Source organism: Streptomyces sp. NPDC047028, assembly GCF_040644095.1.
In the GTDB taxonomy this organism is placed as follows: Bacteria; Actinomycetota; Actinomycetes; order Streptomycetales; family Streptomycetaceae; genus Streptomyces.
Genome location: NZ_JBEYVS010000002.1, coordinates 49,203 through 70,788 on the forward strand (window position 1 = coordinate 49,203; position 21,586 = coordinate 70,788).

Annotated in this window: 24 protein-coding genes; 14 read left to right on the forward strand and 10 right to left on the reverse strand. The window is 72.8% G+C overall.

Annotation, left to right across the window (positions count from 1 at the left end):
- Positions 1–42: 42 nt before the first annotated feature.
- On the forward strand, positions 43–984 hold the full coding sequence (locus ABZ854_RS02360; protein WP_361202916.1) for an EamA family transporter: 942 nt from the start codon (positions 43–45) through the stop codon (positions 982–984).
- Between the two features lie 71 nt (positions 985–1,055).
- Here ABZ854_RS02360 and ABZ854_RS02365 read toward each other — a convergent pair whose 3' ends face one another.
- Positions 1,056–1,781 (reverse strand): pyridoxamine 5'-phosphate oxidase family protein, encoded by a 726-nt coding sequence (locus ABZ854_RS02365; protein ID WP_361202919.1) that lies wholly within the window; start codon positions 1,779–1,781, stop codon positions 1,056–1,058.
- A gap of 35 nt (positions 1,782–1,816) precedes the next feature.
- Between ABZ854_RS02365 and ABZ854_RS02370 the strand changes: the two genes are divergently transcribed.
- Positions 1,817–3,148, forward strand: a complete 1,332-nt coding sequence (locus tag ABZ854_RS02370) for an aminotransferase class I/II-fold pyridoxal phosphate-dependent enzyme (protein ID WP_361202922.1) — start codon at positions 1,817–1,819, stop codon at positions 3,146–3,148.
- Positions 3,149–3,225: 77 nt separating this feature from the next.
- Here ABZ854_RS02370 and ABZ854_RS02375 read toward each other — a convergent pair whose 3' ends face one another.
- Positions 3,226–4,164 carry a DMT family transporter gene (locus ABZ854_RS02375; protein WP_361202925.1) on the reverse strand — a complete coding sequence of 313 codons (939 nt, stop codon included), beginning with the start codon at positions 4,162–4,164 and terminating at the stop codon, positions 3,226–3,228.
- Between the two features lie 74 nt (positions 4,165–4,238).
- Here ABZ854_RS02375 and ABZ854_RS02380 point away from each other — a divergent pair, with 74 nt between their 5' ends.
- Positions 4,239–5,141 carry a LysR family transcriptional regulator gene (locus ABZ854_RS02380; RefSeq protein ID WP_361202928.1) on the forward strand — a complete coding sequence of 301 codons (903 nt, stop codon included), beginning with the start codon at positions 4,239–4,241 and terminating at the stop codon, positions 5,139–5,141.
- A gap of 34 nt (positions 5,142–5,175) precedes the next feature.
- On the opposite strand, the gene ABZ854_RS02385 is transcribed toward ABZ854_RS02380, so the two are convergent.
- A complete protein-coding gene (locus ABZ854_RS02385; RefSeq protein ID WP_361202931.1) occupies positions 5,176–5,646 on the reverse strand; it encodes a pyridoxamine 5'-phosphate oxidase family protein in 471 nt (156 codons plus the stop codon).
- Between the two features lie 215 nt (positions 5,647–5,861).
- Here ABZ854_RS02385 and ABZ854_RS02390 point away from each other — a divergent pair, with 215 nt between their 5' ends.
- On the forward strand, positions 5,862–6,500 hold the full coding sequence (locus ABZ854_RS02390) for a cysteine hydrolase (protein ID WP_361202934.1): 639 nt from the start codon (positions 5,862–5,864) through the stop codon (positions 6,498–6,500).
- Positions 6,501–6,504: 4 nt separating this feature from the next.
- Here ABZ854_RS02390 and ABZ854_RS02395 read toward each other — a convergent pair whose 3' ends face one another.
- A complete protein-coding gene (locus ABZ854_RS02395) occupies positions 6,505–7,008 on the reverse strand; it encodes a Rieske (2Fe-2S) protein (protein WP_361202937.1) in 504 nt (167 codons plus the stop codon).
- Positions 7,009–7,122: 114 nt separating this feature from the next.
- Between ABZ854_RS02395 and ABZ854_RS02400 the strand changes: the two genes are divergently transcribed.
- The 7 genes from ABZ854_RS02400 to ABZ854_RS02430 all read left to right on the forward strand — a co-directional run bounded on the left by ABZ854_RS02400 (position 7,123) and on the right by ABZ854_RS02430 (position 13,273).
- Positions 7,123–7,887, forward strand: a complete 765-nt coding sequence (locus ABZ854_RS02400; RefSeq protein WP_361202940.1) for a HipA family kinase — start codon at positions 7,123–7,125, stop codon at positions 7,885–7,887.
- Positions 7,884–8,333 carry a DUF3037 domain-containing protein gene (locus tag ABZ854_RS02405; protein WP_361202943.1) on the forward strand — a complete coding sequence of 150 codons (450 nt, stop codon included), beginning with the start codon at positions 7,884–7,886 and terminating at the stop codon, positions 8,331–8,333. Before ABZ854_RS02400 ends, ABZ854_RS02405 begins: the two co-directional genes overlap by 4 nt.
- A 157-nt stretch (positions 8,334–8,490) precedes the next feature.
- A complete protein-coding gene (gene fabG, locus ABZ854_RS02410; protein ID WP_361202946.1) occupies positions 8,491–9,252 on the forward strand; it encodes a 3-oxoacyl-ACP reductase FabG in 762 nt (253 codons plus the stop codon).
- 13 nt (positions 9,253–9,265) lie between these two features.
- Positions 9,266–10,024, forward strand: coding sequence for an SDR family oxidoreductase (locus ABZ854_RS02415; RefSeq protein WP_129310522.1), 759 nt, complete (start codon positions 9,266–9,268; stop codon positions 10,022–10,024).
- A gap of 189 nt (positions 10,025–10,213) precedes the next feature.
- Positions 10,214–11,788: an ABC transporter substrate-binding protein gene (locus ABZ854_RS02420; RefSeq protein ID WP_361202949.1), complete on the forward strand. Its 1,575-nt coding sequence runs from the start codon at positions 10,214–10,216 to the stop codon at positions 11,786–11,788.
- A 106-nt stretch (positions 11,789–11,894) separates the two neighbouring features.
- Positions 11,895–12,578 carry a uracil-DNA glycosylase gene (gene ung, locus ABZ854_RS02425; RefSeq protein WP_361202952.1) on the forward strand — a complete coding sequence of 228 codons (684 nt, stop codon included), beginning with the start codon at positions 11,895–11,897 and terminating at the stop codon, positions 12,576–12,578.
- 173 nt (positions 12,579–12,751) lie between these two features.
- The gene (locus ABZ854_RS02430) at positions 12,752–13,273 is read left to right on the forward strand and encodes a hypothetical protein (RefSeq protein WP_361202955.1); all 522 of its coding nucleotides are present in this window, start codon (positions 12,752–12,754) and stop codon (positions 13,271–13,273) included.
- Positions 13,274–13,292: 19 nt separating this feature from the next.
- Here the strand turns inward: ABZ854_RS02430 and ABZ854_RS02435 are convergent, their stop codons facing one another.
- Both ABZ854_RS02435 and ABZ854_RS02440 read right to left on the reverse strand, forming a co-directional pair.
- Positions 13,293–13,754, reverse strand: a complete 462-nt coding sequence (locus ABZ854_RS02435; RefSeq protein ID WP_361202957.1) for a hypothetical protein — start codon at positions 13,752–13,754, stop codon at positions 13,293–13,295.
- A gap of 124 nt (positions 13,755–13,878) precedes the next feature.
- Positions 13,879–14,391 (reverse strand): DinB family protein, encoded by a 513-nt coding sequence (locus ABZ854_RS02440; protein WP_361202960.1) that lies wholly within the window; start codon positions 14,389–14,391, stop codon positions 13,879–13,881.
- A gap of 120 nt (positions 14,392–14,511) precedes the next feature.
- Here ABZ854_RS02440 and ABZ854_RS02445 point away from each other — a divergent pair, with 120 nt between their 5' ends.
- Positions 14,512–15,423: a Gfo/Idh/MocA family oxidoreductase gene (locus ABZ854_RS02445; protein WP_361202963.1), complete on the forward strand. Its 912-nt coding sequence runs from the start codon at positions 14,512–14,514 to the stop codon at positions 15,421–15,423.
- Here ABZ854_RS02445 and lnt read toward each other — a convergent pair.
- Positions 15,341–16,915: an apolipoprotein N-acyltransferase gene (gene lnt / locus ABZ854_RS02450; RefSeq protein ID WP_361202966.1), complete on the reverse strand. Its 1,575-nt coding sequence runs from the start codon at positions 16,913–16,915 to the stop codon at positions 15,341–15,343. The two genes, ABZ854_RS02445 and lnt, sit on opposite strands and share 83 nt — an antisense overlap.
- Positions 16,916–16,990: 75 nt before the next feature.
- Positions 16,991–17,479: a nuclear transport factor 2 family protein gene (locus ABZ854_RS02455; protein WP_361202969.1), complete on the reverse strand. Its 489-nt coding sequence runs from the start codon at positions 17,477–17,479 to the stop codon at positions 16,991–16,993.
- A gap of 92 nt (positions 17,480–17,571) precedes the next feature.
- Here ABZ854_RS02455 and ABZ854_RS02460 point away from each other — a divergent pair, with 92 nt between their 5' ends.
- Positions 17,572–18,183 carry a DUF4291 domain-containing protein gene (locus ABZ854_RS02460; RefSeq protein ID WP_361202972.1) on the forward strand — a complete coding sequence of 204 codons (612 nt, stop codon included), beginning with the start codon at positions 17,572–17,574 and terminating at the stop codon, positions 18,181–18,183.
- A gap of 30 nt (positions 18,184–18,213) precedes the next feature.
- Here ABZ854_RS02460 and ABZ854_RS02465 read toward each other — a convergent pair whose 3' ends face one another.
- Positions 18,214–20,268 carry a restriction endonuclease gene (locus ABZ854_RS02465; RefSeq protein WP_361202975.1) on the reverse strand — a complete coding sequence of 685 codons (2,055 nt, stop codon included), beginning with the start codon at positions 20,266–20,268 and terminating at the stop codon, positions 18,214–18,216.
- Between the two features lie 195 nt (positions 20,269–20,463).
- Here ABZ854_RS02465 and ABZ854_RS02470 point away from each other — a divergent pair, with 195 nt between their 5' ends.
- Positions 20,464–21,198, forward strand: coding sequence for an SDR family oxidoreductase (locus ABZ854_RS02470; RefSeq protein ID WP_361202977.1), 735 nt, complete (start codon positions 20,464–20,466; stop codon positions 21,196–21,198).
- A gap of 23 nt (positions 21,199–21,221) precedes the next feature.
- Here ABZ854_RS02470 and ABZ854_RS02475 read toward each other — a convergent pair whose 3' ends face one another.
- On the reverse strand, positions 21,222–21,401 hold the full coding sequence (locus ABZ854_RS02475; protein WP_361202980.1) for a hypothetical protein: 180 nt from the start codon (positions 21,399–21,401) through the stop codon (positions 21,222–21,224).
- Positions 21,402–21,586: the final 185 nt, after the last annotated feature.

The following is a 21,586-nucleotide window of genomic DNA, read 5'->3' on the forward strand; positions in this document are numbered from 1 at the left end:
GAGCTTCCGCACCCGACGGTGCGTTTCTGCGGAGAGAATCCCTTGTCGAACGCTGTTTCCGGCCTGCCCGTGGGGCGTGGCCTGCTCTATCTGATCATCACCGGTGCCGCCTGGGGCACCGCCGGGGCCGCCGCCTCGCTGGTCTACCGCACCAGCGACCTGGGCGCCCTCGGCCTGTCCTTCTGGCGCTGCGCGCTGGGCCTGCTCCTGCTGCTGGCCGGCCGGGGGCTGCGCCCGCGCGTGCGTCCGGCGGCCGCCGAGCCCCTGGGCCGCCGGATCGGCCGGGCCGTGGCCACCGGCGTGGGCCTCGCCGTGTTCCAGACCGCCTACTTCGCGGCCGTGGAGTCCACCGGACTCGCTGTCGCCACCGTCGTCACCCTCGGCGCGGGGCCCGTCCTCATCGCGCTCGGCGCGCGACTGCTCCTCGGCGAGCGCCTCGGCAGAGGGGGCGTGGCGGCCGTCGCCGGCGCGCTCGCCGGGCTGGCCGTGCTGACCCTCGCCGGTTCCGCCACGACGGTCCGCCCGGCCGGAGTGCTCCTCGCGCTCCTCTCCGCCGCGGGCTACGGGGCCATGACCCTGCTGACCCGGTGGTGGGGCCGGGGCGGCGGCGCGGACGCCTCCGACACCACGGTCGGCGCCTTCGCGGTGACGACCCTGCTCCTGCTGCCGTTCGCGCTGCACGAGGGCCTGCTCCCGCACACCGGCCACCCGGCCCGGCTGCTGTGGCTGCTGCTCTACATCGCTGCCGTGCCCACGGCCCTCGCCTACGCGCTGTACTTCGCGGGCGCCGCCGTAGTCCGGTCCGCCACCGTCTCCGTGATCATGCTGCTGGAGCCGGTGACCGCGGCCGTGCTCGCCGTCGTGCTGCTCGGCGAGCACCTCACGGCCGCCACCGTGACCGGCACCCTGCTGATGCTCGGCGCGGTGGCCGGCCTAGCGGTCGGCGAGGCCCGCGCGAACGGCCGGGAACCGGCCCCGGTGTGAGGGAACCGGCCCCGGTGTGACGGGGGCCGGCCCCGGTCGGGCGGGGGTCGGCCCCGTGTGACCGGTGGCGGTCAGCGCGCCGCCGTCAGGTAGTCCGGCAGTTCGATGCCGGGCGTCAGGTCGGGGTTGGCGACCGGGGTGTCGTAACCCTTGCGCAGCGGCACCACACCGGCCCAGTGCGGCAGGGCCAGGTCCTCGGGCTCGTCGTTGGCGCCGCCCGTGCGGACCTTGGCGGAGACCTCGTCGAGATCGAGGCGGATCACCGCGGTGGCCGCCAGTTCCTTGCGGTTGGCCGGCCGGGAGTCGGCGGCCCGGCCCGGCACGACGTGGTCGACGAGCGCGTCCAGGGCGAGCCGCCGCTCCTCGGGGTCCGTGACCTGGTGGGCGACGCCGTGCACCACCACCGAGCGGTAGTTGATCGAGTGGTGGAAGGCGGACCGGGCCAGCACCAGGCCGTCGACATGGGTGACCGTCAGGCAAACGGGAAGGCCCGGGTCCGCGTCGCCGGTCATCCGCAGCGGACGCGAACCGGTGGAGCCGTGGACGTACAGCCGCTCGCCGACCCTGCCGTACAGCGTGGGCAGTACCACCGGGGCGCCGTCGCGCACGAAACCGAGGTGGCACACGTAGCCCTCGTCGAGTATCGCGTGCACCAGCTCGCGGTCGTACGACGCCCGGTCCGCCGAACGGGTCGGCACGGTGCGGTCGGTCGGGGTGTAGGCGGCGGCGGACGGCGGCGGCGTTTCCCGACTCGCTTCCGCAGTCGCGTCCCGGGTCGTCTCCTGGGTCCCCTGCATGGCGTTCTCCATTGCACTAGTGCATAATTGTCTTTGTGCTAGGAGAGTATCGGATCGAAGGTCGGGGCGCAGCCGAGATCGCGGCCAGCGTGGAGCGCGCGGTGGGCGCGGGGGAGCTGCGGCCGGGCCAAGGGCTGCCGCCCATGCGGGAGTTGGCGGACCGGCTGGGGGTGAACCCCAACACGGTCGCGGCCGCCTACCGCACCCTGCGGGAACGCGGCGTCATCGAGACCGCCGGGCGCCGGGGCAGCCGTATCCGCCCCAAACCGGCCACCACCGGGCGCGACCAGGTCCGCCTCGACGTTCCGGACGGCGTGCGGGACGTGTCCGACGGCAACCCGGACCCGGCGCTGCTGCCCTCCCTCGCGGAGGCGTTCGCGGCCGCCGCCGCGCAGAGCGAGGGTGATCCCGTGCTGTACGGCGCCGACCCCGTCGAACCCGAGCTGGCCCGCCTCGCCCGCGCGGCCCTGGACGCCGACGGTGTGCCGGACGGCCCCGTCGCCGTCGCGTCCGGCTCCCTCGACGCCGTCGAGCGGGTCCTCCTGGCCCATCTCAGACCGGGCGACACGGTCGCGGTCGAGGACCCGGGCTGGGGCAGCCTGCTGGACCTGGTCCCGGCGCTCGGGCTGCGCACCGTCCCGGTCGGTGTCGACGACGAAGGGCCCGTTCCCGGCGACGTGCGGCGCGCGCTGGCGTCCGGCGCCCGTGCCCTGATCGTCACCGACCGGGCGCAGAACCCGACCGGTGCCGCACTGACCGGGGACCGGGCGCACGCCCTCCGCGCGGTGCTCGGCAGCCACCCCGAGGTCCTGCTGATCGAGGACGACCACGGCCACGGCATCGTCGACGTGCCCCTGCACCCCCTCGCCGGCGTCACCCGCCACTGGGCCTTCGTCCGTTCCGTCGCCAAGGCCCACGGCCCCGACCTGCGTCTCGCCGTGTTCACCGGGGACGCCACCACCGTCGACCGGGTGCGCGGCCGCCAGCGACTCGGCCCGGGCTGGGTCAGCCGGCTGTTCCAGCGGGCCGTCGTACGGCTCTGGACCGACGGCGCGGTCGACACCCCCGCGGTGGCCGCCGCCTACTGCATCCGCCGGGAAGCCCTGATCCGCGCGCTCGCCGGGCACGGCGTCCCGGCGCACGGCCGCACCGGCCTGAACGTCTGGGTCCCGGTCCCGAACGAGACGTCGGCGGTGGCGCGTCTCCTGCACGCGGGTTGGGCGGTGGCCCCGGGCGCCCGCTTCCGCCTGAAGTCCGGCGAGGGCATCCGCATCACGGTCGCGGGGCTGGCTCCGGAGGAGGCGGGCCCCCTGGCGGAGGTGGTCGCGGCGGCGGTGGGACCGGCGCCGGTACGGACGTACGTGTAGCGGCCGGCCACCGTTCGCCGACCGCCACCGTTCGCCGCTCGCCCACAGTTCGTCGGCCGGCTGGCCGCCTTCACCGGTCAGCCGCCCCGCCGGACCTGGGTCAGCGCCGCCCCGGCGATGACGATCACGGCGCCCACCGGTGTGGTCCAGTGCAGCGACTCCCCGAGCACCGCCACTCCCGCGGCCGTCGCGATGACCGGAATGAAGTAGGTGACCATCTGGGCCGTGGTGGGGCCGACCTCCGCCACCAGCCCGTACTGGATCAGCACCGCGAGTCCCGTGCCCAGCGCGCCGAGCGCGGCGACGGCCAGCAGCGGCACCACGGCGAAGTGCGCGGGGAAACTCGTGAACAGCGGGGTCACCACGGCGAGCTGGACCGTCGCGAGCAGCAGCTGCGCCCCCGTCATCGACAGGTGGGAGTTCCCGGTGCCGGCCAGCGTCCGCCGCACGTAGATCCAGCCGACCGGATAGCTCAGCGAGGCCAGCAGCGCCATGCCCGTCCCCGTGGCGTCCAGGCCCTGGAATCCCTGCCACGCGCCGAGCACCGTCAGCACCCCGAGGAAGCCGAGGCCGAGGCCCGCCACCCGCACCCGGGTGGGCCGGTCCTCGGACAGCGCGACCAGCGAGAGGATCATGCCCCACAGCGGTGACGTGGCGTTGCAGATGCCGGCCAGCGTGGACGGGATCGTCAGCTCCGCGAAGGCGAAGAGGGAGAACGGCAGGGCGTTGAGGAAGAACGCGGCGACCGCCATGTGGGCCCACGTCCGCCCGCCGCGCGGCAGACGCTCCCGCTTCACGGCCATCGCCGCCGCCAGCACCGCCGTACCGAAGACCAGTCGCCCGAGGGTGACCTGGAACGGCGCGTAGCCCTCCGTCCCCACCTTGATCAACAGGAAGCTGAAGCCCCAGATCAGGGACAGCGCGCCGAAGCGGAGACGCCAGTCGAGGCGAGGGCCGGAGGCGGCGGGGGAGGGGGACCGGGGCGGGGCGGAAGAGGTGACGGTGCTGCTGCTCATGGCCTCAACGATGCGGCAGGCAATCTCGTAGCACAATCGAGATTTCCCACCGGATACCTCTTAGAATCACTTACATGTTGAACCTGGAGCGCCTGCGCACCCTCGACGCCCTCGCCCGGCACGGATCGGTCAGCGCCGCCGCCGAGGCGCTGCACGTCACCACGTCCGCGGTCTCGCAGCAGCTCGGAAAGCTGGAACGGGAGGTCGCCCAGCAGCTCCTGGCCAAGAACGGGCGCGGCGTGCGGCTCACCGACGCCGGGCGGCTGCTGTCCGAGCACGCGGCCCGCATCCTCTCGCAGGTGGAACTCGCCCAGTCCGACCTGGAGGCGCACCGCGGACAGGTCGTGGGCGAACTCCGGCTCTCCGCGTTCCCCACCGCCGCCCGCGGCCTCTTCCCCACCGCGCTCGCCGGGCTGCGCGCCGAACACCCGGGGCTGCGGGTGCGCTCCAGCGAACTGGAACCGGAGAACGGCATCGCCGGCGTCGTGCGCGGCGACCTCGACCTCGCGGTCGTCCTCGACTGGTACAACAAGCCGATGCCCGTGCCCGACGGCCTGGTCAAGGCGCCCCTGCTGGACGACCCGGCCGACGTCGCCCTGCCCGTGGGGCACCGGCTCGCGCACCGGGAGGAGGTGGACCTCGCCGAGTTCGCCGAGGACGAGTGGATCACCTGGGGCGAGGGCGAGTTCTGTCACGAGTGGCTCATCTTCACCCTGCGCTCGAAGGGCGTCGAGCCGATCGTCGGCCACCGGGCCGGCGAGACCCACACCCAGCTCGGCCTGGTCGCCGCGGGACTGGGCGTGTGCATCGCCCCGCTGCTCGGGCGCGACCCGGTGCCGCCGGGCGTGGTCATGGTCCCGCTCGCCCAGCGCGTGCGCCGGCACGTCTACGTCGTCTGGCGGGCCGACGCCGACCGCCGCCCCTCCATCCGCGCCGCCGTCGGCGCCCTCAGGGCGGCGGCCCGGCAGTTCGGCTGAGGCCCACGGGCCGCCGGCGTCAGGTGCCGCAAGATCACGGCGCGCCCAGCTTCCGGAAGTCCCAGGAGACGATCTTCTCCGGCGTGAGCCGCACCCAGGCGTGCCGCCCGTCGTGCGGCATCTCGTCCAGGCCGAAGTTCTTGCGCGTGAACAGCGTCTCGGCGGTGTCCAGTTCGGCGCACAGCTCCCCGGTGCGCGGGGCCTCGCCCACGAACTCCACCCGCCCGGACAGCTCGACGCCGCACAGCTGGTCGTACTCCTCGCCCGAGTCGACCACGACCGCCACCCGCGGGTCGCGGCGCAACTGCGCCCAGCGCCTGCTGCGCACCACCGAGTACAGCCACAGCGAGGCGCCGTCCCAGGCGAACCACAGCGCGCTGACGTGCGGTGCGCCGTCCGCCGAGACCGTCGCCACCCGGCAGGTCCGCTGCGCGGTGAGGAACGCGTCCAGCTCGCCCGGCGTCATCATGATCTTCCGGCCCCGGCGCTGTTCGGTGACGGTCATGCGGTCCCTCTTCTCCCACGTCGTGCCAGAGGACTTCCCTTGACTCCCGTACCGGAGCTGATCCTCTGACATCACGTCAGAAAAGGGAATGGGTCGTCTTCCCCTCGAACGCCCCGCTGGTTAAGCTCGCCGCCCGCACCGTGTGGACGAGCCCGCGTGGACGAGCCCGTGCGGGCAGGCCCGAGTGGACAAGACCGTTCGGACAAGGGGGCGTCATGCCGTCGTACGACCGCCTCGGCGAGCTGCTCGATCCCGCCGGCACCGTCTTGCTCACCGTCGAGTGCCAGCAGGGGGTGGTCGGCCCGGACGGCGCACTGCCCGACCTGGCCCGCGCGGCCCGCGACGCCGTGGGCAACGTGGCCCGGCTGGTCGCCGCCGCGCACGCGAGCGGGCTCCAGGTGATCCACGCCGTCGCCGAACGCCGCCCGGACGGCCGGGGCGCGAGCCGCAACGCCCGCCTGTTCCGCGCTGCCGAGAGGTTGCCGGTGCGGCAGCTGACCGGCACCGCCGCGGTGCGCGTCGCACCGCCCATCGAGGTCGCGCGGGAGGACATCGTCGTACGACGGCTGCACGGCCTCTCCCCGGTCCAGGGCACCGAGGTCGACGCCCTGCTGCGCAACCTCGGCTGCCGCACGCTGATCGTCACCGGTGTCTCGGCCAACGTCGCGATCCCCAACGCCGTGTTCGACGCCGTCAACGGCGGCTACACCGCCGTCGTCCCGGCCGACGCCATCGCGGGCGTGCCCGCCGACTACACCGACGCGATGATCCGCAACACCCTCGCGCTGGTCGCCACGGTGACCAGCACCGACGAGGTGCTCGGTCATCTCCGGCGGTGGCGCGGGACGGCCTGAAGGCTCAGGCCAGCGCGATCTCGTCGCCGGACACGGTGATCTTCTCGGCCGGCAGCGCCTGGGTCGCGGGACCCTGTTTCACACTGCCGTCCTCGACCGAGAAGTGGCTCTTGTGGCACGGGCAGATGATCGCGCCGTCGGCGATCGTGGTCACCGCGCAGCCCTGATGGGTGCACTTCGACGAGAAGGCCTTGAACGTGCCCGCCGTGGGCTGGGTGACCACCACGCCGTGATCCTTGAAGATCTTGCCGCCGCCCTCCGGGATGTCCGAGGTCTTGGCGAGCGAGGTGCTCCCCGCCGCGCCATCGCCCTGCGCCCCTGTCGAACCCGACGACCCCGTCGAGCCGGAGGACCCGGACGAGCCCGAGCCCGTCGTGACGCTGTTCGACGAGTCGGCGCCCGACCCGCACGCGGTCAGCGCGGCGGCGAGCCCCGCCGCTCCGGCCGCCGCCGCGACGACGGTACGGCGGGTCGGTCCCGGCGTGGGACGGGGCGATGCGCTGCTCATGACGGCTTCCCTTCGCGGAGCTTCCTCGTGATCCGCCCAGGGGTACGGGCCACGGGCGCCACCCGTTCAGCGAGGCCCCCGGATGCGCGTCCCGCACACCAGTAACCTGGGGCGATGCTCAAGGAAGTCACCGTGACCCGCTACATCACGCCCCTACGTGAGGGCGGCTCGCTGCCGGGACTCGTCGAGGCCGACGACTTCGGGACCTACGTCATCAAGTTCACCGGCGCCGGACAGGGCCGCAAGACGCTCGTCGCCGAGGTGGTGTGCGGCGAACTCGCCCGCCGGCTCGGCTTCCGGATGCCCCGGCTGATCACCCTGCACCTCGACGCCGTCCTCGGACTCGGCGAGCCCGAACAGCAGGTCCAGGAGCTGCTCAGGTCCAGCGGCGGCACCAACCTCGGCATGGATTTCCTCTCCGGCGCCCTCGGCTTCGACCCGCTGGCCTTCCCGGTGGATCCGGCGGAGGCCGGGCGGATCGTCTGGTTCGACGCGCTCGTCAACAACGTCGACCGCTCCTGGCGCAACCCCAACCTGCTGGTGCACCGCGGCGAGCTGTGGCTCATCGACCACGGCGCCACGATGATCTGGCACCACAACTGGCCCTCCGCCGACGCCTCCGCGGCCCGCCCCTACGACGCCTCGGACCACGCCCTCGCCCGCTGCGCACCCGACGTCGCGGCCGCCGCGGCCGAGCTGGCACCCCTGGTCACCGAGGACCTGCTCGCCGAGGTCACCGCCGCGGTCCCCGACGCCTGGCTCGCCGACGAACCCGGCTTCGCCGGCCCCGACGACCTCCGGCGGGCCTACGCGCGGCCGCTCCTCGCACGGGCCGCCGTCGTCCATGAGCGCATCACCGGGATCGAGGAGGGCGCGTGAGCGAGCACCACATCCACATGGCCGGACATGTCGTCGAGCGCCACATCACCCGGGCGGGCCAGGGCGGCGACCGGGACGTGTTCGAGTACGCGCTGCTGCGGGTCGTGCCCCGCGTCGAACGGGGGGAGTGCATCAACGCGGGCGTGCTCGTCTACTGCCGCGCCCACGCCTACGTCGGCGCCCGCACCCACCTCGACGCGGCCCGGCTGCTAGCGCTCGACCCGCGGGCCGACGTGGCCGGGGTGCGGGCCGCGCTCGGCGCCGTCGAGCGCGTGTGCGAGGGCGGGGACGAGGCGGGGCAGGCGGCCCGCGACGACGCCGGGCGGCGCTTCCGCTGGCTGATCGCGCCGCGTTCCACGGTCGTGCGGCCGGGGCCGGTCCACACCGGGCTGACCGTCGATCCGGCCGCCGAGACCGAGCGGCTGCTGGACCTCCTGGTGAGGTGACGCGGAGGTAATGGATCACACCGCCACGTGTGCCGTTGACACCGGGTGCCAAGGCTTCTAGCGTCACGTGCGGAGAAGGTACTAAGCGGTCGCTCACCGCATGACTGAGGTCCCGCAGGGGCCTGACAGGTTCTCTCAAGGGCGAGGAGAAGCAGCAATGTCCACCACTGAACAGCGGGTCGCGATCGTCACCGGCGCGGCGCGCGGCATCGGCGCCGCCACCGCCGTACGACTGGCCGCCGAGGGGCGCGCGGTCGCCGTGATCGACCTCGACGAGGCCGCCTGCAAGGACACCGTCGAGAAGATCACCGCGGCCGGCGGCAAGGCCATCGCGGTCGGCGCCGACGTCTCCGACGAGGCGCAGGTCGCCGCGGCCGTGGCGCGCGTCGCCGACGAGCTGGGCGCCCCGACCATCCTCGTCAACAACGCCGGCGTGCTCCGCGACAACCTGCTGTTCAAGATGAGCGTCTCCGACTGGGACACCGTCATGAGCGTGCACCTGCGCGGCTCCTTCCTGATGACCAAGGCCGTCCAGAAGCACATGGTCGACGCCGGCTTCGGCCGCGTGGTCAACCTGTCCTCGTCCTCGGCGCTCGGCAACCGCGGCCAGGTCAACTACTCGGCCGCCAAGGCCGGACTCCAGGGCTTCACCAAGACCCTCGCGATCGAACTGGGCAAGTTCGGCATCACCGCCAACGCCGTCGCCCCCGGCTTCATCGCCACCGAGATGACCAAGGCCACCGCCGACCGCGTCGGCATGGGTTTCGACGACTTCAAGAAGGCCGCCGCCACCCAGATCCCGGTGCAGCGCGTCGGCGAGCCCGAGGACATCGCGAACGCCATCGCCTTCTTCACCGGCGAGGCCGCCGGATTCGTCTCCGGCCAGGTGCTGTACGTCGCCGGCGGACCGCTCGACTAGGGGAACACGGATCATGACTGAACTCCCCGAGCTCTCGGGCCGCGCCGCGCTCGTCACCGGCGCCAGCCGCGGTATTGGCTACGGCATCGCCGAGGCCCTGGTCGCCCGCGGTGACCGCGTGTGCATCACCGGCCGCAACGAGGACGCCCTGAAGGAGGCCGTCGAGACGCTCGGCTCCGACCGGGTCATCGGCGTCGCCGGCAAGGCCCACGACCTCGACCACCAGAGCGAGGCCGTCGCCCGCACCATGGAGGCCTTCGGCCGCGTCGACTTCCTGGTCAACAACGCCGGCACCAACCCGGTGTTCGGGCCGATCGCCGACCTCGACCTGAACGTCGCCCGCAAGGTGTTCGAGACCAACGTGGTCTCGGCGCTCGGCCTCGCCCAGAAGACCTGGCACGCCTGGCAGAAGGACAACGGCGGCGCCATCGTCAACATCGCCTCCATCGCGGGCCTCGCGCCTTCGCCGTTCATCGGCGCCTACGGCATCAGCAAGGCGGCGATGATCAACCTGACCCAGCAGCTGGCGCACGAGTTCGCGCCGAAGGTCCGGGTCAACGCCATCGCCCCGGCCGTCGTCAAGACCAAGTTCGCCCAGGCCCTGTACGAGGGCCGGGAGGCCGAGGCGGCCGCCGCCTACCCGCTCGGCCGGCTCGGCGTGCCCTCCGACATCGGCGGAGCCGCCGCCTTCCTCACCTCCGAGCAGTCCGCCTGGGTCACCGGTCAGACGCTCGTCGTGGACGGCGGCCTCTTCCTCAACGCCGGCGTCTGATCACGACGTTCCGGGCGCCGCGCCTGCCATGAGCGGCGCCCGGAACGCCGTACAGGGCCGGCACGGGCCGGATGACAACGTCGTCATCGCGAAATCGATCAAGAACCCCTGTTTCAGGGGTGGTTCACGGCACGGGGCGCTGCGGTATGGTCTGCCGACCCTTGGTATGGCAGATCGAGGAGCGTGCGCGTGTTCAACCGGAACCGATTCCTGCGGAGAGTCGCGGCGATCGCGTCCATATCCCTGGTGGCCGGATGCGGTCTGCTGTCGAACGGCTCCGGCGGCGAGGGCACGATCGTCGTGGGCACCACCAGCGCCCCGAGCACGCTGGACCCCGCGGCCTCCTGGGACGGCTCCTGGGAGCTGTTCCGCAACATCTACCAGACCCTCCTCGCCTACCCCAGCGGTGCGACCACCCCGCAGCCCGACGCCGCCGAGAGCTGCGCCTTCACGGACAACAGCAGCCGCACCTATCGCTGCACGCTGCGCGCCGGCATGAAGTTCGCCGACGGCGACGCGCTGGACGCCAAGGCCGTCCAGCACTCCATCGACCGCATCCGCACCATCAACGCCCCCAGCGGTCCGGCCGGGCTGCTCGGCAGCCTGGACAGCGTCGACACGAAGGGTGACCGCGAGGTCGTCTTCCACCTCAACAAGCCCGACGCGACCTTCCCGTTCGTGCTCGCCACCCCCGCCATGTCGATCGTCGACCCCGACGACTACCCCGCGAACTCCCTGCGCAAGGACGACAAGGTCTACGGCTCCGGTCCGTACCAGCTCAAGTCGTACGACGAGGGCAAGGAGGCCGTCCTCGTCCGCAACGACAACTACAAGGGCTTCGCCAAGCGGCAGAACGACGCGGTGACCATCCGCTACTTCCAGGACTCCGCCGAGATGGTCAAGGCACTGCGTGACAAGCAGATCGACGTGACCTACCGGGGCCTGGCCGCCGACGACATCATCGCCTTGCAGAAGCACGGCAACAGCGACCTGCAACTGGTCGACGGCGCCGGCATCGACATCAGCTACCTGGTGTTCAACCCGAAGGACTCCTGGGCCAAGCAGCCGGCCGTCCGCAAGGCCGTCGCCCAGGTCATCGACCGCGGGGCGATCGCGCACAAGGTCTACAAGGACACCGTCGACCCGCTGTACTCCATGGTCCCCAAGGGCCTGACCGGCCACACCACCGGCTTCTTCGACGACTACGGCTACCCGAGCGTCTCCAAGGCCCGCTCGATCCTCAAGGACGCGGGCATCACCCAGAAGGTCCCGCTCACCTTCTGGTACACCACCGACCGCTACGGCTCCGAGACCGGCCTGATGTTCAAGGAACTCAAGCGGCAGCTGGACGACTCCGGGCTGTTCACCATCACGCTCAAGAGCCGCCCTTGGAAGAGCTACGTGGTCGGCTACCAGAACGGCGAGTACCCGGTGTTCGGCCGCGGCTGGTTCCCGGACTTCCCCGACGCCGACAACTTCATCGCCCCGTTCGTGGGGCAGCAGAACGCCCTCGGCACGCCGTACCCGGCGCCGGAGATCACCAACAAGCTGCTGCCGCACTCCCGCCGCGAGAGCGACCGCGGCCAGGTGGTCAAGGACCTGGAGCAGGCCCAGCAGATCCTGGTGGACGACGCCCGCCTGATCCCGCTGTGGCAGGGCCGGCAGTACGTGGCCGCCAGCGACGACATCTCGGGCGGCGAGCAGGCCCTCGACCCGTCGACGATCATGGAGATGTGGATGCTCCACCGCAAGACCAGCTGGTGACCCGGCGAAGCGCCCTCTCGGCACCGGTTGTCAGTGGTCGCCTGTAGGTTCTGAAGCCTGGAAGTGACCGCACACCGTGGTTGATTGACACCGTGAGGACGTTGACGTGACCGACATCGCCATGCTGCCCGAGTCCTGGCGCGGGGTTCTGGGTGACGAGCTGCAGCAGCCCTACTTCAAGGAGCTGACCGAGTTCGTCGAGGAGGAGCGGGCGAAGGGCCCCGTCTACCCGCCGCGCGAGGAGGTCTTCGCCGCGCTGGAGGCGACGCCGTACGACAAGGTCAAGGTCCTCGTCCTCGGCCAGGACCCGTACCACGGCGAGGGCCAGGGCCACGGTCTGTGCTTCTCCGTCCGGCCCGGAGTGAAGACGCCGCCCTCCCTGCGGAACATCTACAAGGAGATGCGCGAGGAGCTGGGCCTGGAGGTTCCGGACAACGGTTACCTGATGCCGTGGGCCGAGAAGGGTGTCCTGCTGCTCAACGCGGTGCTCACGGTGCGGGCCGGCGAGGCCAACTCGCACAAGGCCCGCGGCTGGGAGAAGTTCACCGACGCGGTGATCCGCGCGGTGGTCTCGCGGCCCGACCCGGCGGTCTTCGTCCTGTGGGGCAACTACGCCCAGAAGAAGCTCCCCCTGATCGACGAGACCCGGCACACCGTGGTCAAGGGCGCCCACCCCTCCCCCCTCTCCGCCAAGAAATTCTTCGGCTCCCGCCCCTTCACCCAGATCAACGGGGCAATCGCATCCCAGGGCCACACCCCGATCGACTGGCGCATCCCGAACCTGGGCTGAGAGGTCCCGAGCTTTTCGACCCCGGGGGCTGCAGCGCCCCTGAAGGGGCGCGGGGAACTGCGCGACCAGCCACAGCGGACCCGCAGATGGTCCCCGGCGCTGCCTGCCCCCGTTTCCCGGCGGAGCCATCTAGCCTCGGCCACGACACAACGGCCAACAGCCCGGAGGGCCCCGTGGCGGAGCGACAGGAGCGGACGGCGCCGGACACCGTGCCGACCCGGATCGGCCAGGTCGTGATGCTGCATCACGGCGGCGACCGCGAGGAGGCCCGCAGCCGCTTCCTGCGGCTGTGGGCCGAACTCGGCGAACACGGCGACCCGCTGCACCGCTGCACCCTGGCCCACTACCTCGCCGACACCCAGGACGACCCCGCCGACGAACTCGCCTGGGACCTGCGGGCCCTGTCCGCGGCCGAGGAACTGGCGGACGGCCGCTCCGCCGCCGGCCCCCCGGCGCTGCGCGGCTTCTACCCGTCGCTGCACCTCAACCTGGCCGCCGACTACCTCAAGCTGGGCCGCTCCGAGGCCGCCCGCGCGCACCTGAACCGGGCCCGCCGCGCGGCCGGCGCCCTCACCGACGACGGCTACGGGCACGGCGACGGCGTCCGCGCGGCCATCAGCCGGCTCGAACTGAGGCTGGACGACGACGGACCGCCCGGCGGCGAGTCCTGGGGTCAGCCGCGCCGGCCCAGCTGACGCCGGCCGGCCGGCACCCTCAGCGGCCGTACGCCTGCTTGCAGATCACCGCCTCGGGACTGTCCGGGTGCCAGCCGCCGTACTTCTTGCCGAGCGCGCACACGTCCGGACCCGTGGGAACGGGGTGGGGGAGGTGCGGGACCTCGACCCGGGTGTGCCGTGAGTGCTCGGGGTGCTCCGGACGCGGCCGGGGATGCGCGGGCGGGGCCGGCGGACGTCGTGCGGCCGGGGGGCCGGGCGCCGCCCGGTGCCCGGACGCGTGCTGTTCCCGGTGCGGGCCGACCATCTCCAGTGCCTCCTGGGCGGGCGCCTGCACCACGCGCGGCTCGGTGCTGCCGTCCGGCCGGGGCGCCGACGGCTGTACGGGCGCCGAGTCCGGCGCGGCTGCCGGGGCCGCCGGGCGCTGGACCGTCACACAGCCGGTGAGGGCCGAGACGGCCACGGTGACCAGGAGCGCTGCGGTCGTCGTCGTTCGATGCACCGCGCCACTGTGCTGGCTCGGCCCCCGACTCCGCACCGAAGACCGGAGGTTGCTGCCCCCGTACGGGTGATCTCGTGCCCCGTACGAGGGGAACCGGCGTGCCGACGGTGACGTCCGTCGCCTCTCAGTCTCCGGTGGCGCCGTCGATCCGCTCCCGGATGAGGTCGGCGTGGCCGTTGTGCCGGGCGTACTCCTCGATCATGTGCGTGTAGATCCAGCGGAGGCTGAACGGCTGCCGGGAGTTGTGGCTCAGCCCCTTGGAGAAGTCGTCGAGCGTGAGACCGGCGGTATGCCGGCGAGCGGTCGCGATCTGCTCCTGCCAGGTGGCGTGGGCCTCCTTCCAAGTGTCCGCCTCGGTGACGTGGAAGTCGCCGTCGTGGTCCTCCTCCGTGCAGTACAGCTCGCCCGGATCCACGCCGAGCAGCACCTCGTGGAACCAGTACCGCTCCACCTCCGCCATGTGCCGGACCAGGCCCATCAGCGACATGGCGGAGGGTTCCACGGCCGCCGTGCGCAGTTGCGCGTCGGTGAGCCCGTCGCACTTCCAGGCGAGGGTCCCCCGGTGGTAGTCCAGCCAGCCGTCCAGCATGGCGCGCTCGCCCGCGTCGAGGGCGGGCTCTTCCCGTTCGATGGTCATGCCTGCATCATTTCCCACCCCACCGCAGCGCACCACGCGTTTTCGCCGGGGGAGCGCCGGCCCACGGCCCCCGTATGCTTCCGGCAGGGAACCGCAGGCAACCCGGTAGGGGAGAAGCACGTGAAGGTCGGCTGCATCGGACTCGGGGACATCGCGCAGAAGGCGTACCTGCCGGTGCTGAGCAGCCAGGCGGGGGTCGAACTGCACCTCCAGACCCGCACGCCCGCCACGCTCGCCCGCGTCGCCGACACCCTCCACCTGCCCGAGGGGCAGCGGCACACCACCCTGGACTCCCTGCTCGCGCAGGGCCTCGACGCCGCCTTCGTGCACGCGCCGACCGCCGTCCACCCGGAGATCGTCACCAGGCTCCTGGAGGCGGGCGTACCCACCTACGTGGACAAGCCCCTCGCCTACGAACTCGCCGACTCCGAGCGCCTGGTGGACCTCGCCGAGCAGCGCGGCGTCTCGCTCCTCGTCGGCTTCAACCGGCGGTACGCCCCCGGGTACGCGCAGTGCCTCGAGCATCCGCGTGAGCTGATCATCATGCAGAAGAACCGGGTCGGGCTGCCCGAGGAGCCCCGCTCGATGATCCTGGACGACTTCATCCACGTCGTCGACACCCTGCGGTTCCTGGTGCCCGGCCCGGTCGACGACGTCACCGTGCGCGCCCGTACCGAGGGCGGGCTGCTGCACCACGTCGTGCTCCAGCTCGCCGGGGACGGTTTCACCGCGCTCGGTGTGATGAACCGGCTCAGCGGCTCCACGGAAGAGGTCCTGGAGGTCTCCGGTCAGGACACCAAGCGCCAGGTGCTCAACCTCGCCGAGGTCGTCGACCACAAGGGGCAGCCGACCCTGCGGCGGCGCGGCGACTGGGTGCCGGTGGCCCGCCAGCGCGGCATCGAGCAGGCCGTCCTCGGCTTCCTCGACGCCGTCCGCGCCGGCAACGTGCTCAGCGCCCGGGACGCGCTGGCGACTCACGAACTGTGCGAGCGGGTCGTACGAGCGGTGCGGCCGCCGTCCTCCGCAGCCTGAGGGCACGCATCCCCTCCGTGGCGCACAGCGCGGCCAGCACCAGCAGGGCGCCGTGCACCGGCCAGTCGCCGTAGCGGACGTACGGGGTGACGCCGTGCGCGAGCGGTACGTCGTACACGCGCGCGGTGGACGCTTCCGTGCCGAGCCACGGGCCGAGGCGCTGCCCGTCCGGGCCGTAGACGGCGGAGACACCGGTGAGGGTGGCGTGCACCATCGGACGGCCCGTCTCGGCGGCGCGCAGCGCGCCCAGCGAGGCGTGCTGCTCCGGGGCCCAGCTGCCCTGGAACGACGACGTGGAGGACTGGCCGAGCAGCACGTCCGCACCGTCCTCGGCGAGATGCCGGCTCATGTCGGGGAACGCGGTCTCGAAGCACACGAGCGGGCCGACGCGCAGCCCGTGCCCGACGTTCATCACGACCTGCTCGGTGCCGCGCCTGCGGTCCTCGCCGGCCGCCTTGCCGACCGAGGTGGCCCAGCCGAGCAGGGAGCGGGCCGGGATGTACTCGCCGAACGGGATGAGCCGCATCTTGTCGTACCGGTCGCCGGTGAGGCCGTTCGGGCCGACCAGGATCGAACTCTTGTAGATGCCGGGCCGGTCGGAGCGCCGGGCGTCCACGTTGACCAGGATATCGGCGCCGGTCCGCCGGGACAGCGCGGAGATCCGCCGGGCCAGGTCGGGCCGGTCGCCCAGGTCGAATCCGACGCTGGACTCGCCCCACACGATCAGGTCGACGTGCCGGCCGGCGAGCCGCCGCGTGAGCTGCTCCTCCCGGTCGAAACGCCTCTCACCGCTGTCCTGCCCGCCCACGACGCCCGGCTGCACGACGGCGATCCGGACCCGCCCGTCCACGTCCGGGCGCGGGGCCCACGCCCAGGCCGCCGAGGTCGCGGCCGCCGTGGCGACCAGGGAGGCCACCGCCGGCACCCGGGCCTCGCGCACCGAGACCAGCACCGCCGCCGCCACGTTGACCGCCACCACCAGGAAACTGAGCAGCCACACCCCGCCCACCGACGCCAGCCGCAGCGCCGGGCCCACCTGCCACTGGCTGGAGCCGAGCATGCCCCACGGGCCGCCGAGGCCCTGCCAGGAGCGGACCAGCTCCACCACCAGCCACACCGAGGGCAGCACCAGCAGAGCGGCCGCGCCCCGCCCGGGCGACGGCACCCCGCCGAGGAAGCGGCGGATCAGCCAGCCCCAGGGCGCCCAGAGCGCGCCGAGCAGGGCGGCTATCAGGAAGATGAACACGTGCAGGCTGGGCAGCAGCCAGTGGTGCACGGCCACCAGGAACCCGAAGCCGCCGCACCAGCCGTCGTACGCCGCCCGCCGCCCGGTCGGTGCCGAGCGGGCCAGCAGGATCCACGGCACCAGCGCGACGTACGCGAACCACCACAACGACGGCGTGGGAAACGCGAACACGGGCAGGGCCCCCGCCAGAGCGGCGACGCCGGAACGCCGCCACGGGGAGGCCGACCAGCGCTCGAACACCCTCATACGGAGCCTCCCTACCCAGGGCTGACTCCAGTGTGCGCGCGGAAAGCGATCTACGACAGAGGGCGTGGGTACGGCTCAGGCCGGGTCGCCCGGGGTCCTCTCGGGCAGACGGCGCCACTTCTCCTCGACGACCACGGTGCGCAGCCGCCACCCGCCCTCGGTCCGCAGCAGCCCGAAGTCGTAGCGGCCGCCGCAGACGAAGTCCGGCGCCGAGGAGCCGTCGTCGGCCGCCGCCCCGGCGAACCGCATCGGGTTGAGGTAGTCGGCGCGGACGCGCGCGGTGTCCCCGGTGTCGTGCTCCAGCACCCCGAACCGGAGCCGCCGGTTGACGATGAGGTGCTGCCGCATCGGGAACAGCCCCAGGTTCTCGGCGAGCCACCCGGCGATCCGGCCGGCGTCGCCCTCGATGCCGCCCGCCGAGCGGTAGTCGGCCCGGCCGTCCGCCGTGAACAGCCCCCGGTACGCCGCCCAGTCGCCGTCGTCGACGGCCGCCGCGTACTCGGTGACCACCTCGTCCACGGCCAGCCGGTCCATCACGGTAGCGAGCTCCACGCGCTGCGTCATCGGCTCAGTGTTGGGCACCGGGGGCGGGGAACCAAGAGGGCGTGCCGGATATTCGGTGGTGGGAGCACGGGAAAGGGCGCGAACCTGTCCCGGTGAACGATCAGCCGGCGGCGGCCGAACCCAAGTTCCGCGTCCGGGCCGCCCACACCGAGTCCACGCTCACCGTCTACCAGGCCTACCGCCCGGAGATCGGCGGCCCGGCGGTCCGCACCGGTCGCTTCCCGTCCTCCTGGAAGCGGGACCGGATGACGTGGATCAAGCCGTCCTTCCTGTGGATGATGTACCGCTGCGGCTGGGGTACCAAGGAGGGGCAGGAGACCGTCCTGGCCGTCGAGATCGACCGCGCGGGCTTCGAGTGGGCCCTGCGCCACGCCTGTCTGTCACACTACGTGCGCGGGCTGCACGACGACGAGGCGGCATGGAAGCGTCTGTTGCGGCGGTCCCCGGCCCGCGTCCAGTGGGACCCGGAGCGGGACCTGCACCACAACCCCCTGCCGCACCGCTCGCTGCAGCTCGGTCTCGCCGGTGAGGCGACCGCCCGGTACGCCGACGAGTGGATCACCGGCATCGAGGACGTGACCCCACTGGCCACGGAGATCCACGCGCTGGTGCGGGCCGGTGACCTGGACCGGGCGGCGCGGCTGCTGCCCGGGGAGCGGCCGTACCCGGTGCCGGACGGGGCCCTCGCACACCTGCGGGCGTAGGCTCCCGGTCCCGGGCGCCGTCCTGTGGGGCTACTCCACTTCGACGCCGTAGTCCCGCACGAGTTCCGCCAGGCCGCCCGCGTAGCCCTTGCCGCCGAGGACGAAGTCCCAGTCCCCGTTGGGCCTGCGGCGGAACGACCCGAGGACCAGGGCGGTCTCGTGGGGCCGGCCGTCGGAGACGTCGAGCCGGCTCAGTTCGGTCATGCCCGGGTCGAGCAGCCGGATCTGGGCGTCGGTGAAGCCCGAGAGGTCGGCGTCCGGATCCACCTCCGGGTCGACGGCGGCCACGAGTACGAACCGGTCGGCCTCCGCGGGCAGCGCGTCGAAGGAGACACCCAGCGCGGCCCGGTCGGGCGCGGCGGCGGGCAGCGCGTGCACCGAGCCGTCCGGAGTCCCCGGGTTGTTGAAGAAGACGAAATGGTCGTCGCTGAGGACGCGGTCGCCGTGGCAGACGAGTGCGCACACGTCCAGGGCGACCCCACCGGTCCACAGCATGCCCAGGACGTTGTGGTCGGCGGGCAGCCGGGTGCCCGGACCCGGCGCTGACGGCTGTGCCGAGGGGCGGCTCCGCCCCTCGCCCAGGCGGCCGCGCAGCCCGTGCCGGTGCAGCAGGTCGACGAGTTCGGGGCCGGAGACGAGTTCCAGCGGCTTGCCGTTGGCGAACGTGTGCGAGCCGGGGCCGAAACCGGACGTCGTGACGAGGACGCCCTTGTTGGCGCCGGCGTCCTGCACGGTCCCGTACAGGTCACGCACGGCGGTGGGCGGCACGGTGTTGCGGTAGCGCTTCACCTGCACGACGATCTCGCCGCCACGGATCGGCGCCGGGTCCAGCGCCTGCACGTCCACCCCGCCGTCGTTGGAGCGCGCGGTCGTCACCGCCCGCATCCCCATGGCCTCGAAGAGCGCGGCGACCAGGTTCTCGAACGCGATCGGATCCATGTCGTACAGGTCCGGTTCCTCATCGCCGCCGTTGCCCACGGCGCGGTTCCCGACGTCCTCGGGCCGTCTGCTCGGCCGTACGGCGGTGAGCTGGTCGGGACGGGCCGAGAGCTGCCCCCGCAGCGCGTCCGACAGACAGCCGACCGCGTCCACCTGCGCCAGGTGCAGGTCACGGAACGTGGCACGCGGCGCCATGACGGTCGCCAGGAAGATGTGGCCCGGCCGGCCCGTCGTGGGGTCATGACCGTCGACGAACCCGTTCAGGGTCACCGACTCCAGCGCACCCGCGTCGTCGGCGGCGAAGAGTTCGTGCAGCGCGAGGAGCACGCACTGGGCGAGCACCCCCCGGTACAGCGCCCGGCGCCGGCCGACCGGCCGAGCGGTCTCCTTGTCCTCGTCCAGCCCCGACATGTAGCGAACGGACTTGACCTCGGGGACGACGTCGTACGCGGGCAGCTCCCAGTCCAGGACGAGCTGTCGGGCCGCCGCGTCGTAGGCCGCCGCCACCCGGCGCGGGAAGCCCTCCGGCCACGCCGTCGAGGCGTAGAGGGCGGCGGAGAAGTACTCGACCACGGAATCGGGGTCCCGGCGCCGCGCACCGTCGGTGATCGCGACGATGCCGGCGTTGTGCCGCCGTACGTCGGCGAGCTGGGCGTCCGCCCACTGCTGGTACTCCCGCTCGTACGACGCCAGTTGCTGCCGGCGGTGGGCTTCCGCGGCCTGGGCGGCCTGCCAGTCCCGTTCGAACCGGGCCCGTGCCTCGGCCTGGGCCCGGCGGCCCACGCTCCAGCCGCTCTGGGTCTGGTAGCGCTGGAAGTCCGGCATCGGCACCGGCTGCCCCAACGGCCCCGGGGTGAACGGCTGGACCTGCTCGGGCCGCATGAGGGAAGAGGCCCGGAAGGCCGGAGCCCGGCACCCCGACGCGAGGAGCCCCTGCAGCGTGGCGACCCGCGCGTCCAGTTCCTCCGTGCGGCGCCGCGCCTCGGCCTGCCGGTAGTCGCGGTGGCTCTGGGCGGCTTGCCGCTGGTGGGCACGCGCTTGCTGTTCCTGCTGCCTTCGCCGCCGGGCTTCGGCCTCGATCTGGCGCTGCTGCTGCCGTTGCATCTCGGCCCAGACACCGACGAGACCGGACGAGCGACGACTCATGTGTTCCAGGCCCTCCCCAGGACGCCGGCAGCCGAAAGGCGCGGTGGCGGCCGTCCCCTTGATCACCCCTTGGTTGTCCCCACAACCAGGCCCAACAGGCCGACTCTACCCAGCAATCGCTGTCCCCGGCATCCACTTGCCGCCGGGGGTAGGCTCTCGATCTTGGGCGCGCGGTTCCCGGAGCAAGGAGGAGAGATGACACGTCCCGTCACCGTCGTTACGGGCGGCAGCCGGGGGATCGGCGCGGCGACCTGCCGGCGGCTCGCCGCGGACGGGCACGACCTGGTCCTCGGATACGTCCGTGCCGCCGAGGCCGCGGAGTCGGTGGCCCGGCAGGTGCGTGAGGCGGGCGCCCGCTGTGAGACCGTCCGCGGCGACGCCTCCGTCGAGGCGGATGTGGAGCGACTGTTCGAGGTGGCCGAGACGCGACTGGGCCCGGTGACCGGGCTGGTCAACAACGCGGCCGTGACCGGACCGCTCGGGCGGCTGGCCGACACCTCCACCGACGTGCTGCGCCGGGTCGTGGACGTCAACCTGATAGGCACGCTGCTGTGTTCACGCCGGGCCGCGCGGTCGATGACCGAGGGCGGGGCGATCGTCAACGTGTCGTCCGGTGCGGCGACCCTGGGCAGCCCCGGCGAGTACGTCCACTACGCGGCCACCAAGGCCGCCGTCGACGCCCTGACCGTGGGCCTCGCCAAGGAGCTGGGCCCGGACGGCGTACGGGTCAACGCGGTCGCTCCGGGCGTCGTCGACACCGGGATGCACGCGGAGATGGGCGACCCGGACCGCGCCCATCGGATGGCCGCGGCCGTTCCGCTGCGCCGCCCCGGGCGGGCCGAGGAGATCGCGGCGGCCATCGCCTGGCTGCTGTCACCGGAGGCGTCGTACACCACGGGGGCCGTGCTGCGGGTGGCCGGCGGGCGCTGAGCACGCGCACCCGGGCCCGCCCGTCACGCCGCCTCCACCACCTCGCCGCGGATGGCCTCTGCCCACTCGACGACCAGCAGTTCGTACTCCGCGCGCTCCGGCGCCGACAGGGTGCCGCCGGCGCGCAGCCACAGCGCGCGGATCTGCTCGTTGACCTCGGCAGCGGACCGCACGGAACCACGGGAGAGCACATCGGGGGACATGCGGGCAAGCCTAGGGGCAAGCACTGACACTGCGCTACCGCGCGGCTACGCGGACGGTATGGGCTTGGTCACCGCCGAGGCCGCCCGCGACGCCCGGCGTGCGCGCGGCGGTGACGGCCGCCGGGCGGGTCGGCCCAGCCCGGGCGGCATATGCCGGGCGGGTCGGGCCGGTCGGTGGGGTGCGC